Genomic DNA, 15872 nt, shown 5'->3' on the forward strand with positions numbered 1-15872 from the left:
AGCGTGTCCGTCTGTCGTTACTTGGCAGTGGCGCCAAACCACTTCTTGACGATCTGGTCGTACGTGCCGTCGGCCTTGATCTTCTCCAACGCGGCGTTCAACGCCTTGGTCAGCTCGGGCTGGTCGCGGCGCACGGCGATGCCGTATTCCTCGGTGGTAAGCGCCGGCTCAACCAGGCGCAGACCCGGGCGCGCCTTCACGTAGTACGCGGCAGCGGGGCGGCCTGTGACGGCGGCATCTGCACGGCCGATCTCAACGAGGTTGAACATCTCGTTGTTCTTCTCGACCTCCACGCGCTCGACCTTCGGGTAGTTTTCGCGCAGGTAGTTGACCGACTTGGTGCCCACCTGCACGCTCACCTTCTTGCCATTCAGGTCAGCCGGCGTCTTGATGGCCGTGTTGCCTTGCTTGACCAGCGCGACCAGACCGCCGTGGTAGTACGGCACCGTGAAGTCCACCACCTTCTTGCGCTCTTCCGTGATGTAGATGCCGGAGATGGCCACGTCGAAGCGGCGCGAGATGAGACCCGGCACGAGGCCCTTGAAGTCGATGTCAGTCCACTCGACCGGACGGCCCATGGTGCGGGCCAGCGCTTCGATCAGGTCCACATCAAAGCCGGTGCGCTTGCCGTTTTCGACAAACTCCATCGGCGCGAACGTGGCGTCGGTGGCCACGCGCAGCGGCTCGCCAGCAGCGTGCGCGGCGGTTGCGAAGGACACCGCAGCGGACAACGCCACGGCACAAGCCATCATCGAATGCATGAAGTGACGACGATTCCCCATGAGTGGTCTCCTTGTGTGATGCATGTGGGGTGAGAAAAAGAATCGGAAAATCAAAAATTCAGATGTCCTGCAGCCGCGCAGAAATGGACGCAGCCGCCGCAACGGTCATGTCGATCAGGCGTTGCTCCTTGCCGCGCACGCGTGTTGCAGGCGCCATCAACGTAATGGAGCCGAGCGCGTGGCCGGGCAGCCGGAACACCGGCACGCTCACGCCCCAGACTCCGGGGTCGACCTCGCCTTCGGATAGCGCATAGCCCGCGGCGCGAATGTCAGTGAGTTCAGCTTGCAGTTGCGCCTGGGTGTCGGCATCGATGGCCAGCAAGTCGGCGAGGATGGCGCGCGCGGCAGCAGGCGGCATGAACGCGAGCAATGACTTGGCAGAGGCGCCGGCCAGCAGCGGCACGCCGCGCCCCTTCTCGAATGAGCAGCGCAGCGACTGCTGGCTCTCGACCATCTCCAGGCAGACGGCCTGATCCTTGACGGCCACGACCAGCCCCACCGATTCACCCGACTCGGCCACAAGTTTGGCCATGCCGATGCGCGCTTCCTGCACGAGGTGCGAAGCGTGGTCGAAACCCAGCGCGAGCTGCAGGCTGATCGGGCCAGGAGCATAGGTGCCCGCCGATTCGAGCACGAAGCCCCAACGCTTGAGCATCGCGACCTGACGGTACAGCGTGCTCTGCGGCAGGCCGGTCAGTTCAACCAGCTCGCGTGCCGCAACCGGGCGGCCGTGGCGCGCGATGGTGGCGAGCACCATCAGCACGCGGTCCGAACCGCTGGCGGCGGCGGCGGATTGTGCTGGTGAAGGTGCTAGGCCCGGCTCGGTCATCGCGAAACTCCGTCGAGTGATGTTGCGACGGAGAATGCGACGATTTTCTCAATACATCAACGCAACATTCCCATTAAACGGGAATACATCGCGATTTCAGTATTTACACCTAGGACGCGTCGGTCACATTCCAGGCTTCCTCGTCCAGGCGCGCTTCCAGAAACGCGACGACGCCGTGGGCGGATGCCTCGCTGCGACACGTCGTCAGCGCGGCGTACAGCGGGGCGGCGAGGCCGTTGAGAAAGTCCACGGGCGCTTCCGGACCTTCGGCCAGATAGCGCTGCAAAGCCGAGAACGCGCCGGCCTGGCTAAGGCGCCAGTCGGCAATCGAAGCCTGCCGCACATGGCGCGGTGCAAATGGCGTGGCAGGCGCCGGCTGGGGCGACGTCTTGAGCTTGGGCGCCACCTTTGGCGCGCGGCTTGCGACATAGCCGTCGGCAATCAGGCGCGCGAGGTCTTCGGCGCGGTCCTCAATGTCGGGGCCGGCGCCGCTCAATTGCGCCAGGATGTCCGCCGCGCAGCGTTCGCCGTTGACGAGCAGCAGGATCGCCCGCTGCCGATGCGTGACGTGCCCACTGCGCGCTTGCAGCTCCTGCGTGCCGCGCTCGGTGCGCGACAGGATGTGGCTCAGATCCACCGTCTCCTCCCTTGTTTTTATGCGTCTGTTCGATGAAGGGCCAGTCTAGAAAAACCCTGCGCGGCGCGGACCATTTGAGCGCCGCCGGGCGTGCGATACCGACTATCACGTGCGCAGCATTGCGTTCGTGCGGGCGACCAGCATGTCGATCGATCATCAAATCTGGATTGAAACCAGATCGACTCACAAGCCCTTTATCGTCTGCGATTGGAAATCTACAGTGCAGCGCTTCACTACCAACGGAGTCCACCATGCTTATCCGCCCCGCCCTGCTCGCCGCCGCCGTGCTGACGCTGCCCGCCCTCGCAATGGCACCCGCAGCCATTGCGTCAACCTCCGATGCTGATCTCATCCGCGCGGACCACGTCGCCGCGCCCGACACGCCGCAGGCTGCAGCCGCCGTGCTGGCCGCACGTCGCTACGCCACCTTCTGGCATACCGGTGAAGCGCGCTATGCCACGCAAGCCCTGTCGCCCGCGTTTGTCGACCGCACATTGCCTGCTGGCCGCGTGCAGGGCACGCAAGGCCCGCTCGATGCATCCAAGGCGTTCCGCACGGCGGTGCCCGACATTCGCGTGGAGATTGAAGACATGGTCGTTGCCGGCGACCGCGTCTCGGTTCACCTGCGCTTTCGCGGACACTTCACCGGAGAGTTCGGCCGCGCGCACGGGCAGAACCAGCCGATCGACTTCCAGGCCTTCGACCTGTACCGGATTGCCGACGGCAAGATCGCCGAAAACTGGCACCTGGAAGACAACCAGACGCTGCTGCGGCAGATGGGCCTTCAACCGTAATCCTCACGGCTTCATTAACGCCCATTAACAGCTCAACTCCCCGCTCCCGCTATGCTTCGGCCCAGCTTGCAGACCGCCTAGCGGCTGCGCAAGCATGAGAAGAATCGAGCCAATCAACACACAAGAAAATCTTCGGGAGAAGTCCATGGGAAAGGGGTATCAGGGCGCGTTGCGCGTCTGGGCGGGCGCGCTCGCCTGCGCGGCGGTGCTCGGTGCGATGGGGGCGATGGGCGCTACGGCAGCCCACGCGCAACAGGCCAGCGATCCGCAACAGGAAATGAAGCAGGCCTGGGCCGCCGCCAAGGCCGCCGCGAAGGTCGGCCCCACGTCGATCGAACTGCGTGACCAGGCCACGCTCAAGATCGGCAAGGACGAGGTGTTCATCCCGCAGCCGGCTGCCGGGCAGCTCATGCACGCCATGGGCAATAGCAACAACCCCGACATGCTCGGCCTGGTCATGCCCACCAGCGACGATGACGAATGGATGGTCGTCGCCAAGTACGAGGCCTCTGGCTACATCAAGGATGACGACGCCCGCGACTGGAACGTCGACGATCTGTACAAATCGCTCAAGGAAGGCACCGCCGCTGCCAACGAAGAGCGCGAGAAGCGCGGCATCCCCGCACTGGAAATCCAGGGCTGGGTCGAGCGTCCGCACTATGACGCCGCCACGCACCGCCTCATCTGGTCGATGGCTGCGCGCTCCAAGGGCCAGCCGGCCGACGATCCGGGCGCGGTCAACTACAACACCTACGCACTGGGCCGCGACGGCTACATCAGCCTGAACCTGATCACCGGCCGCGACCATGTCGACGCCGACAAACCCGCCGTGCAAAAGCTGCTCGCCGATCTCGATTTCAAAGATGGCAAGCGCTACACCGATTTCAACTCGAAGACCGACAAAGTGGCCGAGTACGGACTGGCCGCGCTGGTGGGTGGCATCGCCGCCAAGAAGCTGGGCCTGTTTGCCGTGATGGCCGCGTTCCTGGTCAAGTTTGCGAAGGTGGCGATCCTGGCGGTGGCGGGCTTTGGCGCGGCTATGGCCAAGTTCTTCAAGCGCAAGCCGAGCGCATAAGCCGTGGCCAAGCTGCTCATCCTGCTGTTTTCGGGGCTGAAGTTCGGCAAGTTGCTGACCACCGGCGGCACGATGCTGCTGTCGGTGGCCGCATATGCCTTCGTGTTCGGCTGGCGCTATGCGGTGGGCTTCGTGGTGCTGCTGTTCATTCACGAGATGGGCCACTTCATGGCGGCACGCCAACGCGGGCTGGCGGTTGGGGCGCCCACCTTCATCCCGTTCGTGGGGGCGTGGATCGACCTGAAAGAGCAGCCGATGGATGTCGAAACCGAAGCCCATATCGGCCTCGCAGGCCCCGTGGCGGGCACCGTGGGCGCGATGCTCTGCTACGGGCTTGCGCGCTACACCGACAGCCAGTTGCTGCTGGCGCTGGCCTACGCCGGCTGCTTCCTCAACCTGTTCAACCTGATCCCGCTCTCGCCGTTTGACGGCGGACGCATCACGGCGGTGCTGTCGCCGCGCATCTGGTTTCTGGGTGTGCCGGTGCTGGTGGCGCTGTTCATCTGGCGGCCGAGTCCGATCCTGATCCTGATTACGGTGCTGGCCGTGCCGCAGTTGATGAAGGCTTGGCGCTACGACCCACATGCGCCGGAAAACCGCGCGTATTACAGCATCTCGAACGAGTCGCGCCTGACCTACACGGTGTATTACATCGGCCTGGTCGTCTTTCTGGCGATGATGAGCCACGAGTTGCACGACATGCTCGGCAGCGTGCGCGCATAAAAAAACCTCCGCTGGTGCGGAGGTTTTTTCTTGGGTCGCCGGAGCGATTCGCTTTAGGCGAAGTTCTTGGCAACGAAGTCCCAGTTGACCAGGTTCCAGAACGCCTCGACGTACTTCGGACGGGCGTTGCGGTAGTCGATGTAGTAGGCGTGTTCCCACACGTCGCAGGTCAGCAGCGGCTTTGCGTCGGTCGTCAGCGGCGTGGCGGCGTTCGAGGTCGACACCAGATCCAGCGAGCCGTCAGCCTTCTTCACCAGCCAGGCCCAGCCCGAACCGAAGGTGCCGATGGCCGTCTTCGTGAACTCTTCCTTGAACTTGTCGAAGCTGCCCCACTTGGCATTGATGGCGTCAGCCAGCGCGCCGGCCGGAGCGCCGCCGCCTTGCGGCTTCAGGCCGTTCCAGTAGAACGTGTGGTTCCACACCTGTGCGGCGTTGTTGAACACGCCGCCCGAGGACTTCTTGACGATGTCTTCGAGGCTCAGGTTCTCGAACTCGGTGCCCTTGATCAGGTTGTTCAGGTTCGTGACGTAGGTCTGGTGGTGCTTGCCGTAGTGGAACTCCAGCGTTTCCTTGGAGATGTGCGGCGCCAGAGCGTCTTGGGCGTACGGCAGCGGGGGGAGCGTGTGTTCCATTGTTCTTGCCTTCTGTGGGTTGTACAGGTTGGGAGCGACGATTGTAGGAGACTTGCAAAACCGGCGCAAACCGCATGCCAAATAGTGGGAATACCCGCTAAACGCGTGCGGAATCGCGATCATTGCCGCGATAAGGTCATGCACCGGTCACAGTTCGAGCTTGGTTTGCACCTGGGCGATTTCGATGTCAGCCGTGCCTTGCGCCAGCCGGGCCTCGATCCGTGCCCGGGCATGCAAGGCATTCGGATCGCGGATGGCATGGCCCTTGGCATCGAGCAGCACCGCATAACCACGTTCCAGCGTGCGCTGCGGCGCCAGCAGTTCCAGCCCGCTGTGCTGACGTGCCAGACGCTCCTGCGCGCGAGCCAGCCTGTCTCGCATGACGCGTGCCAGCGTCGCTTCGGCTTGCTGCAGGCGCGTGCGCTCTCGCGTGGCGTCGGGGCGGGCTACGGCCAGGCGCATCGTCAGCAAACGCTGCAGGTGTTCCGCGCGCTGCACGCGGCCGGTCAGGGCAAAGCGCAGGCGGCCTTCCAGATGCGCCAGCTGCGTGCGGCGTTCGCGCATCTGCGCTTGCGGGCTGCGCAGGCGGCGCGCGAGCCAATCGACGGTCTGCGCGCGGCGATCGAGCTGGCGACGAAACTGTCCGGAGAGCGCATCCCAGTCGCGTCCCACATCGCGCAGCATGCGAGCACGATCAGGGCTGACGAGTTCGGCGGCCGCAGTCGGCGTGGGCGCCCGCACGTCGGCCACAAAATCGACGATGGTCACATCCGTCTCATGTCCGACGCCCGCCACAATGGGAATGTCCGATGCGGCCACCGCACGCGCCACCGGTTCTTCGTTGAAGGCCCATAGGTCTTCAATACTGCCCCCGCCCCGGCACAGAATGATGACGTCGACCTCTGCCCGGGCATTGACCCGTTCCAGCATGGCCGCGATGCGCTCCGACGCGCCGGCGCCCTGCACCGGCACGGGATAGACCACCACCGGCACATGCGGAGCGCGCCGGCGCAGCGTGGTCAGCACGTCGCGCAAGGCCGCCGCCTGCAGCGACGTCACCACGCCAATCGCACGCGGATGCCGCGGCAAGGGGCGTTTGCGGTCGGCTTCGAACAAGCCTTGCGCCTCGAGCGCGGCTTTCAGCCGCAGGAAGGCTTCGTACAGATTTCCCAGGCCCGCCCGGCGGATGGCTTCGACGCTCAATTGCAATTCGCCGCGCGCCTCGTACAGCGTGACCAGCGCACGCACCTCGACGGCCTCGCCTTCGCGCGGGGTGAAATCGGCGTATTGGTTACGGCCCTTGAACATCACGCAGCGAATCTGCGCGCCCGCATCCTTGAGCGAGAAATACCAATGTCCGCTGGCCGCGCGCGTGAAGTTCGAAATCTCGCCGCGCACCCAACCCAGCGGAAAGTTGCGTTCGAGCAGCCCAGCAATGCGGCGGTTGACGTCGCTGACGGTGAGCACGTCCTGCGAGCCCCGACTCGGTGCAGACGCAGCGGCTGGTGCGGCCGACACCTCAGGTGTGGATGTGGGCGTGGGTGCGGTGGCATCCATCCAGAATGGGCGGCGGGAAGACGGCGGCGGGGTCATAAGTGGTGCGAGGAGCGCAAAACGATGAGGCTTCGGGGCGACTTCTACCTTGAATAGGGGAGGCAACCGACGCCGGGTGGGCTACCTGTCCACAGCATAACTTGCTTGTCAAGCTTGACAGCGGTCAGGTGACGCGCTCTCTGCATTTTGACGCAACCTATTGATTCTTATGAAAAATCCACCCATGTCAAAATTTCAGCAGCGCAAGTAATTTCGTTCTGCGTCAAGCATTTAGCGCAGGCGCCCCAAGGATGTTCACAAAGTTATCCACAGCGGCGCTGGAAAACCGGGGTGTGACGCCTGGGCAGTGGATAAATCGGCCGTCGATTCTCACATGTTCGCGGCGGGTATCCCCATTTTTTCGTGCGAATGCCCGCTGCACAATTTTTAGGCGGACCACCGAACACTCTTTTGAATCAGTCACTTAAGGTGCTTGTCCGGGCAATGTCCACAACCCGTCCACAGGACTGTCCCGTGCCGGTGTGGATTTCCTTGCGCTTTTTCGAGGTGCGCCCTCGTTCTTCTCCAAATCCACGCCAAAACCCTGGCTGCCTCATTTTTAAGCACCCCGCGGGACTTCCTTTTGGATCAAGCACTTAACGTACTTGTTGAGGCAATGTCCACAACCCATCCACACAACTGTCCCGCAGCGGTGGGGATTACTCGCTGTTTTACCGGGTCCGTGGGCGTTTGTTCATGGATTGGCCTCCGAAATACCGCTTGCACATTTTTTAAGCACGACACCGAACTCCCTTTCGCATCAAGCACTTAGTTTGCTTGTTCGGGCAATGTCCACAACCCGTCCACAAGACTGTCCCGCGCGGCTGTGGATTGTGCGGTCGGCATCTTTCGTGACAGCGCGTTGACCATCGCCTGCGGCTGTCGCGATGCTGCGCCATCGTGTTGCCGTGGCAGGTCCGACGCGCTAGAGTGCTGCCTGTTTTTGCCGCAACGGACAGCGTTCGGGGACGCGGACGGCACAAGCAGCAAACCAGAACAGAATCACACTCCTTCTACAACGACAAAACGGGTTGTCCAGTGTTTTCCATCATTCAAGCCGCCGGCTGGCCAATCTGGCCGCTATTGATCGCCTCGGTGCTCGCACTCGCGCTCATCATCGAACGCTTCGTCGCCCTGCAACGCAAGAAGATCATTCCGCCCAAGGTGTATGACGAGGCGCTGGCCGTCGCGCATCAGCGCCGTGCTACGCCAGAAGTGGTGAACACGCTCGAACAGGGCTCGCCGCTGGGCCGGCTGCTGGCCGCTGCGCTGCGCCACGTGGTACTGCATCCGAACACCACGCGCGATGCCGCCAAGGAAGTGGTGGAAGAAGCTGGCCAGAATGTTGCCCACCGCCTGGAGCGCTATCTGAACGCGCTCGGCACGATCGCTTCGGTGGCGCCTCTGATGGGCCTGTTCGGCACGGTGGTCGGCATGATCGAGATCTTCGGCAGCCAGACCGCCGCGGGCACGAACCCGCAGGCGCTGGCGCACGGCATCTCGGTCGCGCTGTACAACACCGCGCTGGGCCTGGTGGTGGCCATCCCGACACTGATCTTCTGGCGCTACTTCCGTGGCGTGGTCGATAACTACGTGGTCGAGCTAGAGCATCTCTCCACCACGTACCTCGACGCGATCCTGCCGCCGCGGCGCGGCTGATCCGGGCAACGCCCTACTGGAAACAGCCATGCGCTTCCGCCCGCGCCGTGCCCGCGAAGAGCCGGAGATCAACCTGATCCCGCTGATCGACGTGCTGCTCGTGATTCTCATCTTCCTGATGATCACGACCACGTATTCCCGCTACACCGAACTGAAGGTCAACCTACCCACCGCCGAGGCTGAAAAAGCCACCGAGCGCCCGGGCCAGATCGTCGTGTCCGTCACTGCCAACGGCGTCTACTCTGTAGACAAGCAAGTGCTCGACACGCGCGATGTCACCAGCCTGGCCGACGCGCTGCGCAATGCCGCAGGCAAGGCCGGCGGCCCTGAGCCCATCGTCATCGTCAACGCCGATGCGCAGGCCGCGCACCAGGCGGTGGTGAATGTCATGGAAGCCGCACGTGTGGCCGGTCTCTCGCACCTGACCTTCGCTACGCAAACCGGCAACGCCCGCTAAGAGACTGTCTCTAAACCACCATCACGCCGCATGCCCGTCGCCCAGCACCGCCTTGCCAGCTTCGTCACCCGCCAATGGCAGCAACGCGGCTGGTTTGCGTGGGTGATGTGGCCGCTGTCTTGGCTGTTTGGCGGGGTGAGCGCCTTGCGCCGGCTGCTGTTCCGCACTGGCGTGCTGCGCTCAGTACGGCTGCCGATGCCGGTGGTGGTGATCGGCAACGTGACGGTGGGCGGGGCCGGCAAGACGCCCGCCGTGATTGCGCTGGCGTCGGCATTGGCTGAAGCCGGCCTGCGGCCGGGCATCGTCTCGCGCGGCTACGGTGCACAACTGAAGCATCCGCGCCCTGTGCGCGAACACTCCCGCGCAGAAGACGTCGGCGACGAACCGCTGCTCATCGCGCGCGCCACCGATCTGCCGGTGTGGGTCTTCCCTGATCGCGTGCTGTGCGCGCAGACGCTGCTGGCCTCGCACCCGGGCTGCAACGTGATCGTCTGCGACGACGGCCTGCAGCACTATCGCCTGCGCCGCGATATCGAAATCATCGTGTTCGACACGCGCATGGGAGGCAACGGCTTCCTGCTGCCCGCCGGCCCGCTGCGCGAGCCGATGACGCGCCGCCGTGACGCCACGCTCATCAACGATCCGAACTACCGTGCCACGCCCGACCGCCCGGACGTCTTCGGCATGCACCTCGAGCTGCAGGACGCCTACAACCTGGCCGACCCGGCGCTGCGCCGCCCGCTGGCCCAGTTCGCACGCGTCGAAGGCGGGCAATTGCTGGCCGCGGCCGGCATCGGCAACCCCGAGCGCTTCTTCGCTTCGCTGCGTGCCGCCGGCCTCAAGCCGAGCACGCTGCCGCTGCCCGACCACTACGATTTCGCCGACAACCCGTTCACCGACAGCCACGCCGAAGTCATCCTGATCACCGAAAAGGATGCCGTAAAATGCGGCCATCTCGACGACCCGCGCATCTGGGTGGTGCCGACCACACCGGTGGTCGACCCCGCGCTGGTCGAACAGGTCTGCCAGCGCGTACGCGCCCTGGCCGATCGCGCAACGCTCAAGGCAAGCGCACAATAACGCCACCCCATCCGCAGTACCGGCGCGCCGCCCTACCGTTTGGGCGGCCGCCACGGAGCCTCTACCGCCATGGACAATCGCCTGCTGGAAATCCTCGTCTGCCCGTTGTGCAAGGGCACGCTGCAACACGACCGCGCCAACAACGAACTCATCTGCCACGTCGACAAGCTGGCCTACCCCATCCGCGACGGGATCCCGGTCATGCTGGCTGACGAAGCGCGCCAGACCGTGGAAGGCACGCCGGTCGACCCGGCCTGATACGAAGGTCGCCGCCATGTCGCACGCGCCGTTCATCGCTGTCATTCCCGCGCGGCTGGCGTCCACGCGGCTGCCCAACAAACCGCTGGCCGATATCGACGGCAAGCCGATGGTGGTGCGCGTGGCTGAACGCGCGCATCAGTCGTCGGCCGCGCGCGTGGTGGTCGCCACCGATGCAGCGTCGGTCGCCGACGCCTGCATGCAGCATCACGTGGAAGCCGTGCTCACGCGCGCTGACCACGCCTCCGGCACCGACCGTCTGGCCGAAGTGGCCACCGTGCTCGGCCTTCCCGACGACGCCATCGTCGTCAACGTGCAAGGCGACGAACCGCTGATCGCGCCGACGCTGATCGACAACGTGGCCGCGCACCTGCGCGATCACCCCGACTGCGCCATCGCCACCGCTGCCCACCCCATCCACGACCCGGCCGACGTCTTCAACCCGAACGTCGTCAAGGTCGTGCTGGACGCTGCCGAGCGCGCACTGCTGTTCTCGCGGGCGCCGCTTCCCTGGGCGCGCGACACCTGGACGCCCGCCGTCATGGCGCAGTCCGCTGCGGAGCGCCCGCTGCCGGCCATGCCCGTGCTGCGCCATATCGGCATCTACGCGTACCGTGCCGGATTCCTGCGCCGCTTCCCCCAATTGGCCGCTACCCCCCTCGAACAAACCGAGCAGTTGGAGCAGCTACGCGCCATGTGGCACGGTGAGCGCATTGCCGTGCTGACCACGAATGACGCCCCCGCTGCCGGTGTCGATACCCCCGAAGACCTCGCCCGAGTGCGCGCTGCCTGGGCTGAACTGCTGACCCAGGACGGCCCCTGAAGCCGCTATTTCTCTGAACTTTGCGCGCGGGGCTGCCAAAACCCCGGCCCCGCCATGGCATAATCGCAAGGACGACAAGCCGCATGACGACGCCCACGCAGGCGCCACAGCGGCGACAGGGAGACAAATCGAGCCATGGGTGCCGCCGTCCGGCGGACGCCTGATTCCCCAGAGTCCGGTAAGGCTGGCGTCAACTTCGCCCGCTAGGCTGCCTGTTTGCGTCGATTGCGTCGCCATGGCTTGATCACCAGGCGTATTGGGAATCCGCCCTCTCGGACCGATTCCCAACGCGCTTCATAGAGCCTGACAGCGCGACAGGATTCGAAAACTTGAGGAACTCGTCACCATGCGGTTGATTCTGTTGGGCGCGCCCGGCGCCGGCAAAGGTACGCAAGCCAAATTCATCTGCGAAAAGTTCGGCATTCCGCAGATCTCCACCGGCGACATGCTGCGCGCGGCCGTCAAGGCAGGTACCCCGCTGGGTATCGAAGCGAAGAAGGTGATGGATGCCGGCGGCCTGGTGTCGGACGACATCATCATCGGCCTCGTACAAGACCGCCTGCAGCAGCCTGACTGCAAGAACGGCTACCTGTTCGACGGCTTCCCGCGCACCATTCCGCAAGCGGAAGCCATGAAAGATGCCGCCGTAGCAATCGACTACGTGCTGGAAATCGACGTGCCGTTCGACGCCATCATCGAGCGCATGAGCGGTCGTCGCGTGCACGTGGCATCGGGCCGCACGTACCACATCAAGTACAACCCGCCCAAGACCGAAGGCGTGGACGACGAAACCGGCGAAGCGCTGATCCAGCGCGATGACGACAAGGAAGAAACCGTGCGCAAGCGCCTGGACGTGTACGAGAACCAGACGCGTCCGCTGGTGGACTACTACTCGCAGTGGGCCGCCAACGGCAATGGCGCCGCCAAGGTTGCCCCTCCGAAGTACCGCAAGATCAGCGGCGTGGGCAACGTGGACGAAATCACGGCCCGCGTGTTCGGTGCCCTGCAGGACTAAGCGCACCCGCAAACACTCGCCAGGAAAAACGGCGCCTCGATCATGAGGCGCCGTTTTTTTTGCGCGATCGCCGGCCGCTTCGCGCTACCATATGACGTTGACGTAAACGTCAAGTAACTCGCAATCCACAAACGAGGAGACACGGCATGGAGATTCGCGATCAGGTATTCATCGTCACCGGCGGCGCGTCGGGACTGGGCGCAGGCACGGCACGTACGTTGGCGGAAGCCGGCGGCAAGGTGGTGATTGCGGACCTGAATGAGGCCGCCGGCACCGCACTGGCTCAGGAACTGGGCGGCCGCTTCGTGCGCTGCGACGTCACATCCGAAGCGGACGGGCAAGCCGTTGTGGAAGCCGCCACATCGCTGGGCACGCTGCGCGGGCTGGTGAACTGCGCGGGTATCGCCACGGCATCGCGCACGGTGGGCAAGACGGGGCCGCATCCGCTGGACCAGTTCGCACGTGTCATCAACATCAATCTGATCGGCACGTTCAACATGATCCGCCTGGCCGCGACGGCCATGGCCGGTAACACGCCCAACGCCGGCGGCGAGCGCGGCGTGATCATCAACACGGCATCGGTTGCAGCGTTTGACGGGCAGATTGGCCAGGCGGCCTACGCGGCGTCCAAGGGCGGCGTGGTGGCGATGACGCTGGCGATTGCACGTGACCTGTCGCGCGACGGTATCCGCGTGATGACGATTGCCCCCGGTATTTTCGAGACGCCGATGCTGCTCGGCATGCCGGCCGAAGTGCAGGACGCACTGGGCAAGATGGTGCCGTTCCCGCCGCGCCTCGGTAAGCCGGCGGAGTATGCGCAGCTCGCGCGCGCGATCGTCGAGAACCCGATGCTCAATGGCGAAACCATCCGCCTGGATGGCGCCATCCGCATGCAGCCGAAATAAGCGCGGCGGTCAGGTCACGAGGTGGCTGGCAGCGCCATCCGGCGAATCATCTGCCACGCCGCCTCGGCCGCCGGCGAGAGCGAGCGATCCTGCCGACGCGCCAGCACGATGGCGCGCGTTTCCTTTGGCGACAGCGGCACCGCCACCAAGGGCGACGACGACGGTAGCGGCAACGACAGCGACGGCACCACGCCTGCGCCGATACCCGCTTCCACCATGCCGAAAACCGCGCTGCTGTGGCCCATCTCCTGCGCGACATCAGGTTGAACGCCGTGGCGCAGGAAGATGCGGTCGATGAGCGGTCGGCTGCCCGAAGCATGGTCGAGCAGGACGACCGCCGTGCGATGCAGATCTTTCCAGCGCACGCTGCTGCGTTGCGCGAATGGATGATCCTTGCGACAGACGAGGCAGAACGGATCGATCAGCAGCGGCTCGGTCCATAGGCCCTCGGTATCGAGCGGCTCCACCACCACACCGAAATCTGCTCCGCCTGTGCGGATCAATTGCAGCGTGTCGACCTGCACGGAGTCACGCACGATCATGCGGATATCCGGATAGCGCACTGCGCACTCTGCCACGTACACCGGCATCAATCGGGTCGACACCGTTGGGCTGGACGCCACCACCACGCGCCCCCGCCGCTGCTCGCCCACCTGACGCGCCTGTTGCAACGTGTCGTCCAGATCAGCGACGAGGCGGTCAAGCGCCGTCGCCAGCGAGCGCCCCACTTCCGTCAGCACGACTTCGCGGGTAGTGCGATCGAGCAGCTTCAAACCCAGTTCGCCTTCCAGCTCCGAGATCGAGCGGCTCACGGCCGGCTGTGTCAGGCCGATGGTGTCGCCCGCGCGGCTGAAGCTGTGCGCACGTGCCACGGCGAGAAAGACACGCAATTGGCGCAGGGTCACATTCATGCTGACGACGTATGAATTGATTCGATCAATGCATTTGTATTCTAGATGGGGATGTTGTGCAATAGCGCCTATCCCGCCATCCAACCCGCGCCGTTACGTAACGGTGACTGCGCACGCACATGAAGATTCCGCTTCTGTCTCCGTTGTTGTCCCATATCGATGGGTTCATTCGCGCCATGCTGGTGATGGTCGCGCTGGCCCTGTTCTTCCCCGCGCTTGGCGCGAGCGACGGTCCGCTGCGGCTCGACATTGTCACCATCGTCGGCGTGTCGCTGGTGTTCTTCCTGCACGGCGCGGCGCTCTCGCGCGAGAAAATCGTGGAAGGCGCCCGCAACTGGCGCCTGCATCTGTTCGTGCAGAGCTGCACATTCATCCTGTTTCCGCTGATCGGCGCGGTCATCCTGTTTGCGTGCAAGCCGTTCATTCCGGCTGAGCTGCTGCTGGGCGTGTTCTATCTGTGCGCGCTGCCATCCACGGTTTCGTCGTCGGTGGCGATGACGGCAATGGCCAAGGGCAACGTGCCGGCCGCCATCTTCAACGCGACCATTTCAGGGTTGATCGGCATGATTGCCACGCCGCTGCTGATGAGCTTCGTGATCCAGGCCTCGGGCGCGGACCTCTCAGTCGGCAAGGCGCTGCTGGGCGTGGCCGAACAACTCTTACTGCCGTTCGTGCTGGGCCAGTTGCTGCGCCCGGTGCTCGGCGGCTTCATCAACAAACACAAGCCGATCATCAACAAGGTCGACCGCGCGGTCATCCTGCTGATCGTGTTCAACTCGTTTGCAGATTCGACGCACGCTGGTGTGTGGTCGAAGTATCCGTGGGAGACCATCGTGGCGGTGGCCGTCATGAGCGGCGCGCTGCTGTTCGTTGTGCTCGGTGCGACGACATGGCTGTCGCGGCGCGCGGGCTTCAATCTGGCCGACGAGATCACCGCCGTGTTCTGCGGCTCGAAGAAGAGCCTGGCGAACGGCGTGCCGATGGCGAAGATCCTGTTTGCCGGCAACCCCGCGCTGGGTCTGATCGTGCTGCCGCTGATGATCTATCACCAGTTGCAGTTGATCGTGTGCTCGACGCTGGCGCGCAGGTATGCGGATCGCGTTGCCCATGCGGAGGCAGGCGCAGGCGCCCCGGCCAGCCGCCCGGCTTGATCAGCGCAAGCCCATCAAACCAGCGAGTTCCGCTTCCCGCCAATGGTAGGTGCGCACCCAAGCGTGCCCGCCATCGGCAGTCTCCAGCCAATCCCGGCTGACCGGCACACCGCCCAGCGCTTCGTAAAAGCCGATCGCGGCGGTGTTCGCCTCGTACACCAGCAGATGCAATTGTGTAATGCCCTGAGCTGCGGCCCAGCGTGCCGCTTCGCCCATCAGGCGCTTGCCGACGCCATGGCCGCGTGACGCCGGCAGCAGATGCAGGTTGTCGACGAGCGCACCCCAAGGCGTGCCGTCTTCACGCAGGGTGCAGAGAAAACCAATGGTTTCGCCGTCCAGTTCGGCACACCACACGCATTGCCCTGCCACGGGTGCAGTCATGCGTTCATGCCACTTGGCCCGCATCTCAGCGTTGGCCACGTCGTCGAGATACGCATCGGACAGGATGCCGAGCCCGCGATACGCGCTCTGCCAGCTTCGCGTGTGGATGTCGGCGATGGTGCTGGCGTCAGACGCACCGCCTTCGCGCAGCACGAGCGTCGTCATGC

18 protein-coding genes are annotated in these 15872 nt (G+C 64.3%); 11 read left to right on the forward strand and 7 right to left on the reverse strand.

Annotated elements, in window-relative coordinates; genetic code table 11:
* Positions 1-17: 17 nt before the first annotated feature.
* From NKG59_RS16305 to NKG59_RS16315, 3 genes are all read right to left on the reverse strand, one after another.
* The gene (locus NKG59_RS16305) at positions 18-782 is read right to left on the reverse strand and encodes a glutamine ABC transporter substrate-binding protein (protein WP_253538762.1); all 765 of its coding nucleotides are present in this window, start codon (positions 780-782) and stop codon (positions 18-20) included.
* A gap of 58 nt (positions 783-840) precedes the next feature.
* Positions 841-1611, reverse strand: coding sequence for an IclR family transcriptional regulator (locus tag NKG59_RS16310; protein ID WP_253538765.1), 771 nt, complete (start codon positions 1609-1611; stop codon positions 841-843).
* Between the two features lie 109 nt (positions 1612-1720).
* Positions 1721-2248, reverse strand: a complete 528-nt coding sequence (locus NKG59_RS16315) for a hypothetical protein (protein ID WP_045202719.1) — start codon at positions 2246-2248, stop codon at positions 1721-1723.
* Between the two features lie 251 nt (positions 2249-2499).
* On the opposite strand from NKG59_RS16315, the gene NKG59_RS16320 reads away from it, so the two are divergent.
* The 3 genes from NKG59_RS16320 to NKG59_RS16330 all read left to right on the forward strand — a co-directional run bounded on the left by NKG59_RS16320 (position 2500) and on the right by NKG59_RS16330 (position 4840).
* The gene (locus tag NKG59_RS16320) at positions 2500-3042 is read left to right on the forward strand and encodes an ester cyclase (RefSeq protein ID WP_253538768.1); all 543 of its coding nucleotides are present in this window, start codon (positions 2500-2502) and stop codon (positions 3040-3042) included.
* 145 nt (positions 3043-3187) lie between these two features.
* On the forward strand, positions 3188-4117 hold the full coding sequence (locus NKG59_RS16325; protein ID WP_253538771.1) for a DUF2167 domain-containing protein: 930 nt from the start codon (positions 3188-3190) through the stop codon (positions 4115-4117).
* Between the two features lie 3 nt (positions 4118-4120).
* Positions 4121-4840 carry a site-2 protease family protein gene (locus tag NKG59_RS16330; RefSeq protein ID WP_253538774.1) on the forward strand — a complete coding sequence of 240 codons (720 nt, stop codon included), beginning with the start codon at positions 4121-4123 and terminating at the stop codon, positions 4838-4840.
* Between the two features lie 53 nt (positions 4841-4893).
* Here the strand turns inward: NKG59_RS16330 and sodB are convergent, their stop codons facing one another.
* Together sodB and xseA are read right to left on the reverse strand one after the other, a co-directional pair.
* The gene (gene sodB / locus NKG59_RS16335) at positions 4894-5472 is read right to left on the reverse strand and encodes a superoxide dismutase [Fe] (RefSeq protein ID WP_253538777.1); all 579 of its coding nucleotides are present in this window, start codon (positions 5470-5472) and stop codon (positions 4894-4896) included.
* A 147-nt stretch (positions 5473-5619) separates the two neighbouring features.
* Complete coding sequence (gene xseA, locus NKG59_RS16340; RefSeq protein ID WP_253538780.1) at positions 5620-7029, reverse strand: exodeoxyribonuclease VII large subunit; 1410 nt, start codon at positions 7027-7029, stop codon at positions 5620-5622.
* Positions 7030-8103: 1074 nt separating this feature from the next.
* Between xseA and NKG59_RS16345 the strand changes: the two genes are divergently transcribed.
* The 7 genes from NKG59_RS16345 to NKG59_RS16375 all read left to right on the forward strand — a co-directional run bounded on the left by NKG59_RS16345 (position 8104) and on the right by NKG59_RS16375 (position 13262).
* Positions 8104-8724: a MotA/TolQ/ExbB proton channel family protein gene (locus tag NKG59_RS16345; RefSeq protein ID WP_045202714.1), complete on the forward strand. Its 621-nt coding sequence runs from the start codon at positions 8104-8106 to the stop codon at positions 8722-8724.
* A gap of 28 nt (positions 8725-8752) precedes the next feature.
* On the forward strand, positions 8753-9181 hold the full coding sequence (locus NKG59_RS16350) for an ExbD/TolR family protein (protein ID WP_004631807.1): 429 nt from the start codon (positions 8753-8755) through the stop codon (positions 9179-9181).
* Between the two features lie 30 nt (positions 9182-9211).
* Positions 9212-10261 (forward strand): tetraacyldisaccharide 4'-kinase, encoded by a 1050-nt coding sequence (lpxK, locus tag NKG59_RS16355; RefSeq protein WP_253538783.1) that lies wholly within the window; start codon positions 9212-9214, stop codon positions 10259-10261.
* Positions 10262-10330: 69 nt separating this feature from the next.
* Complete coding sequence (locus NKG59_RS16360; protein ID WP_004631803.1) at positions 10331-10519, forward strand: Trm112 family protein; 189 nt, start codon at positions 10331-10333, stop codon at positions 10517-10519.
* 16 nt (positions 10520-10535) lie between these two features.
* The gene (gene kdsB / locus NKG59_RS16365) at positions 10536-11342 is read left to right on the forward strand and encodes a 3-deoxy-manno-octulosonate cytidylyltransferase (protein WP_253538786.1); all 807 of its coding nucleotides are present in this window, start codon (positions 10536-10538) and stop codon (positions 11340-11342) included.
* A gap of 346 nt (positions 11343-11688) precedes the next feature.
* The gene (adk, locus tag NKG59_RS16370) at positions 11689-12357 is read left to right on the forward strand and encodes an adenylate kinase (protein ID WP_253538789.1); all 669 of its coding nucleotides are present in this window, start codon (positions 11689-11691) and stop codon (positions 12355-12357) included.
* Positions 12358-12503: 146 nt separating this feature from the next.
* Positions 12504-13262 carry a 3-hydroxyacyl-CoA dehydrogenase gene (locus NKG59_RS16375; protein ID WP_252690766.1) on the forward strand — a complete coding sequence of 253 codons (759 nt, stop codon included), beginning with the start codon at positions 12504-12506 and terminating at the stop codon, positions 13260-13262.
* A gap of 14 nt (positions 13263-13276) precedes the next feature.
* On the opposite strand, the gene NKG59_RS16380 is transcribed toward NKG59_RS16375, so the two are convergent.
* Entirely contained in the window at positions 13277-14173 is an 897-nt protein-coding gene (locus NKG59_RS16380; protein WP_232040865.1) for a LysR family transcriptional regulator, read from the reverse strand.
* Positions 14174-14292: 119 nt separating this feature from the next.
* Between NKG59_RS16380 and NKG59_RS16385 the strand changes: the two genes are divergently transcribed.
* Complete coding sequence (locus NKG59_RS16385; protein ID WP_045202709.1) at positions 14293-15324, forward strand: bile acid:sodium symporter family protein; 1032 nt, start codon at positions 14293-14295, stop codon at positions 15322-15324.
* On the opposite strand, the gene NKG59_RS16390 is transcribed toward NKG59_RS16385, so the two are convergent.
* Positions 15325-15870 (reverse strand): GNAT family N-acetyltransferase, encoded by a 546-nt coding sequence (locus NKG59_RS16390; protein WP_253538792.1) that lies wholly within the window; start codon positions 15868-15870, stop codon positions 15325-15327.
* Between the last annotated feature and the right edge of the window lie 2 nt (positions 15871-15872).

Source organism: Ralstonia chuxiongensis (assembly GCF_024158925.1).
GTDB classification, from domain to species: Bacteria; Pseudomonadota; Gammaproteobacteria; order Burkholderiales; family Burkholderiaceae; genus Ralstonia; species Ralstonia chuxiongensis.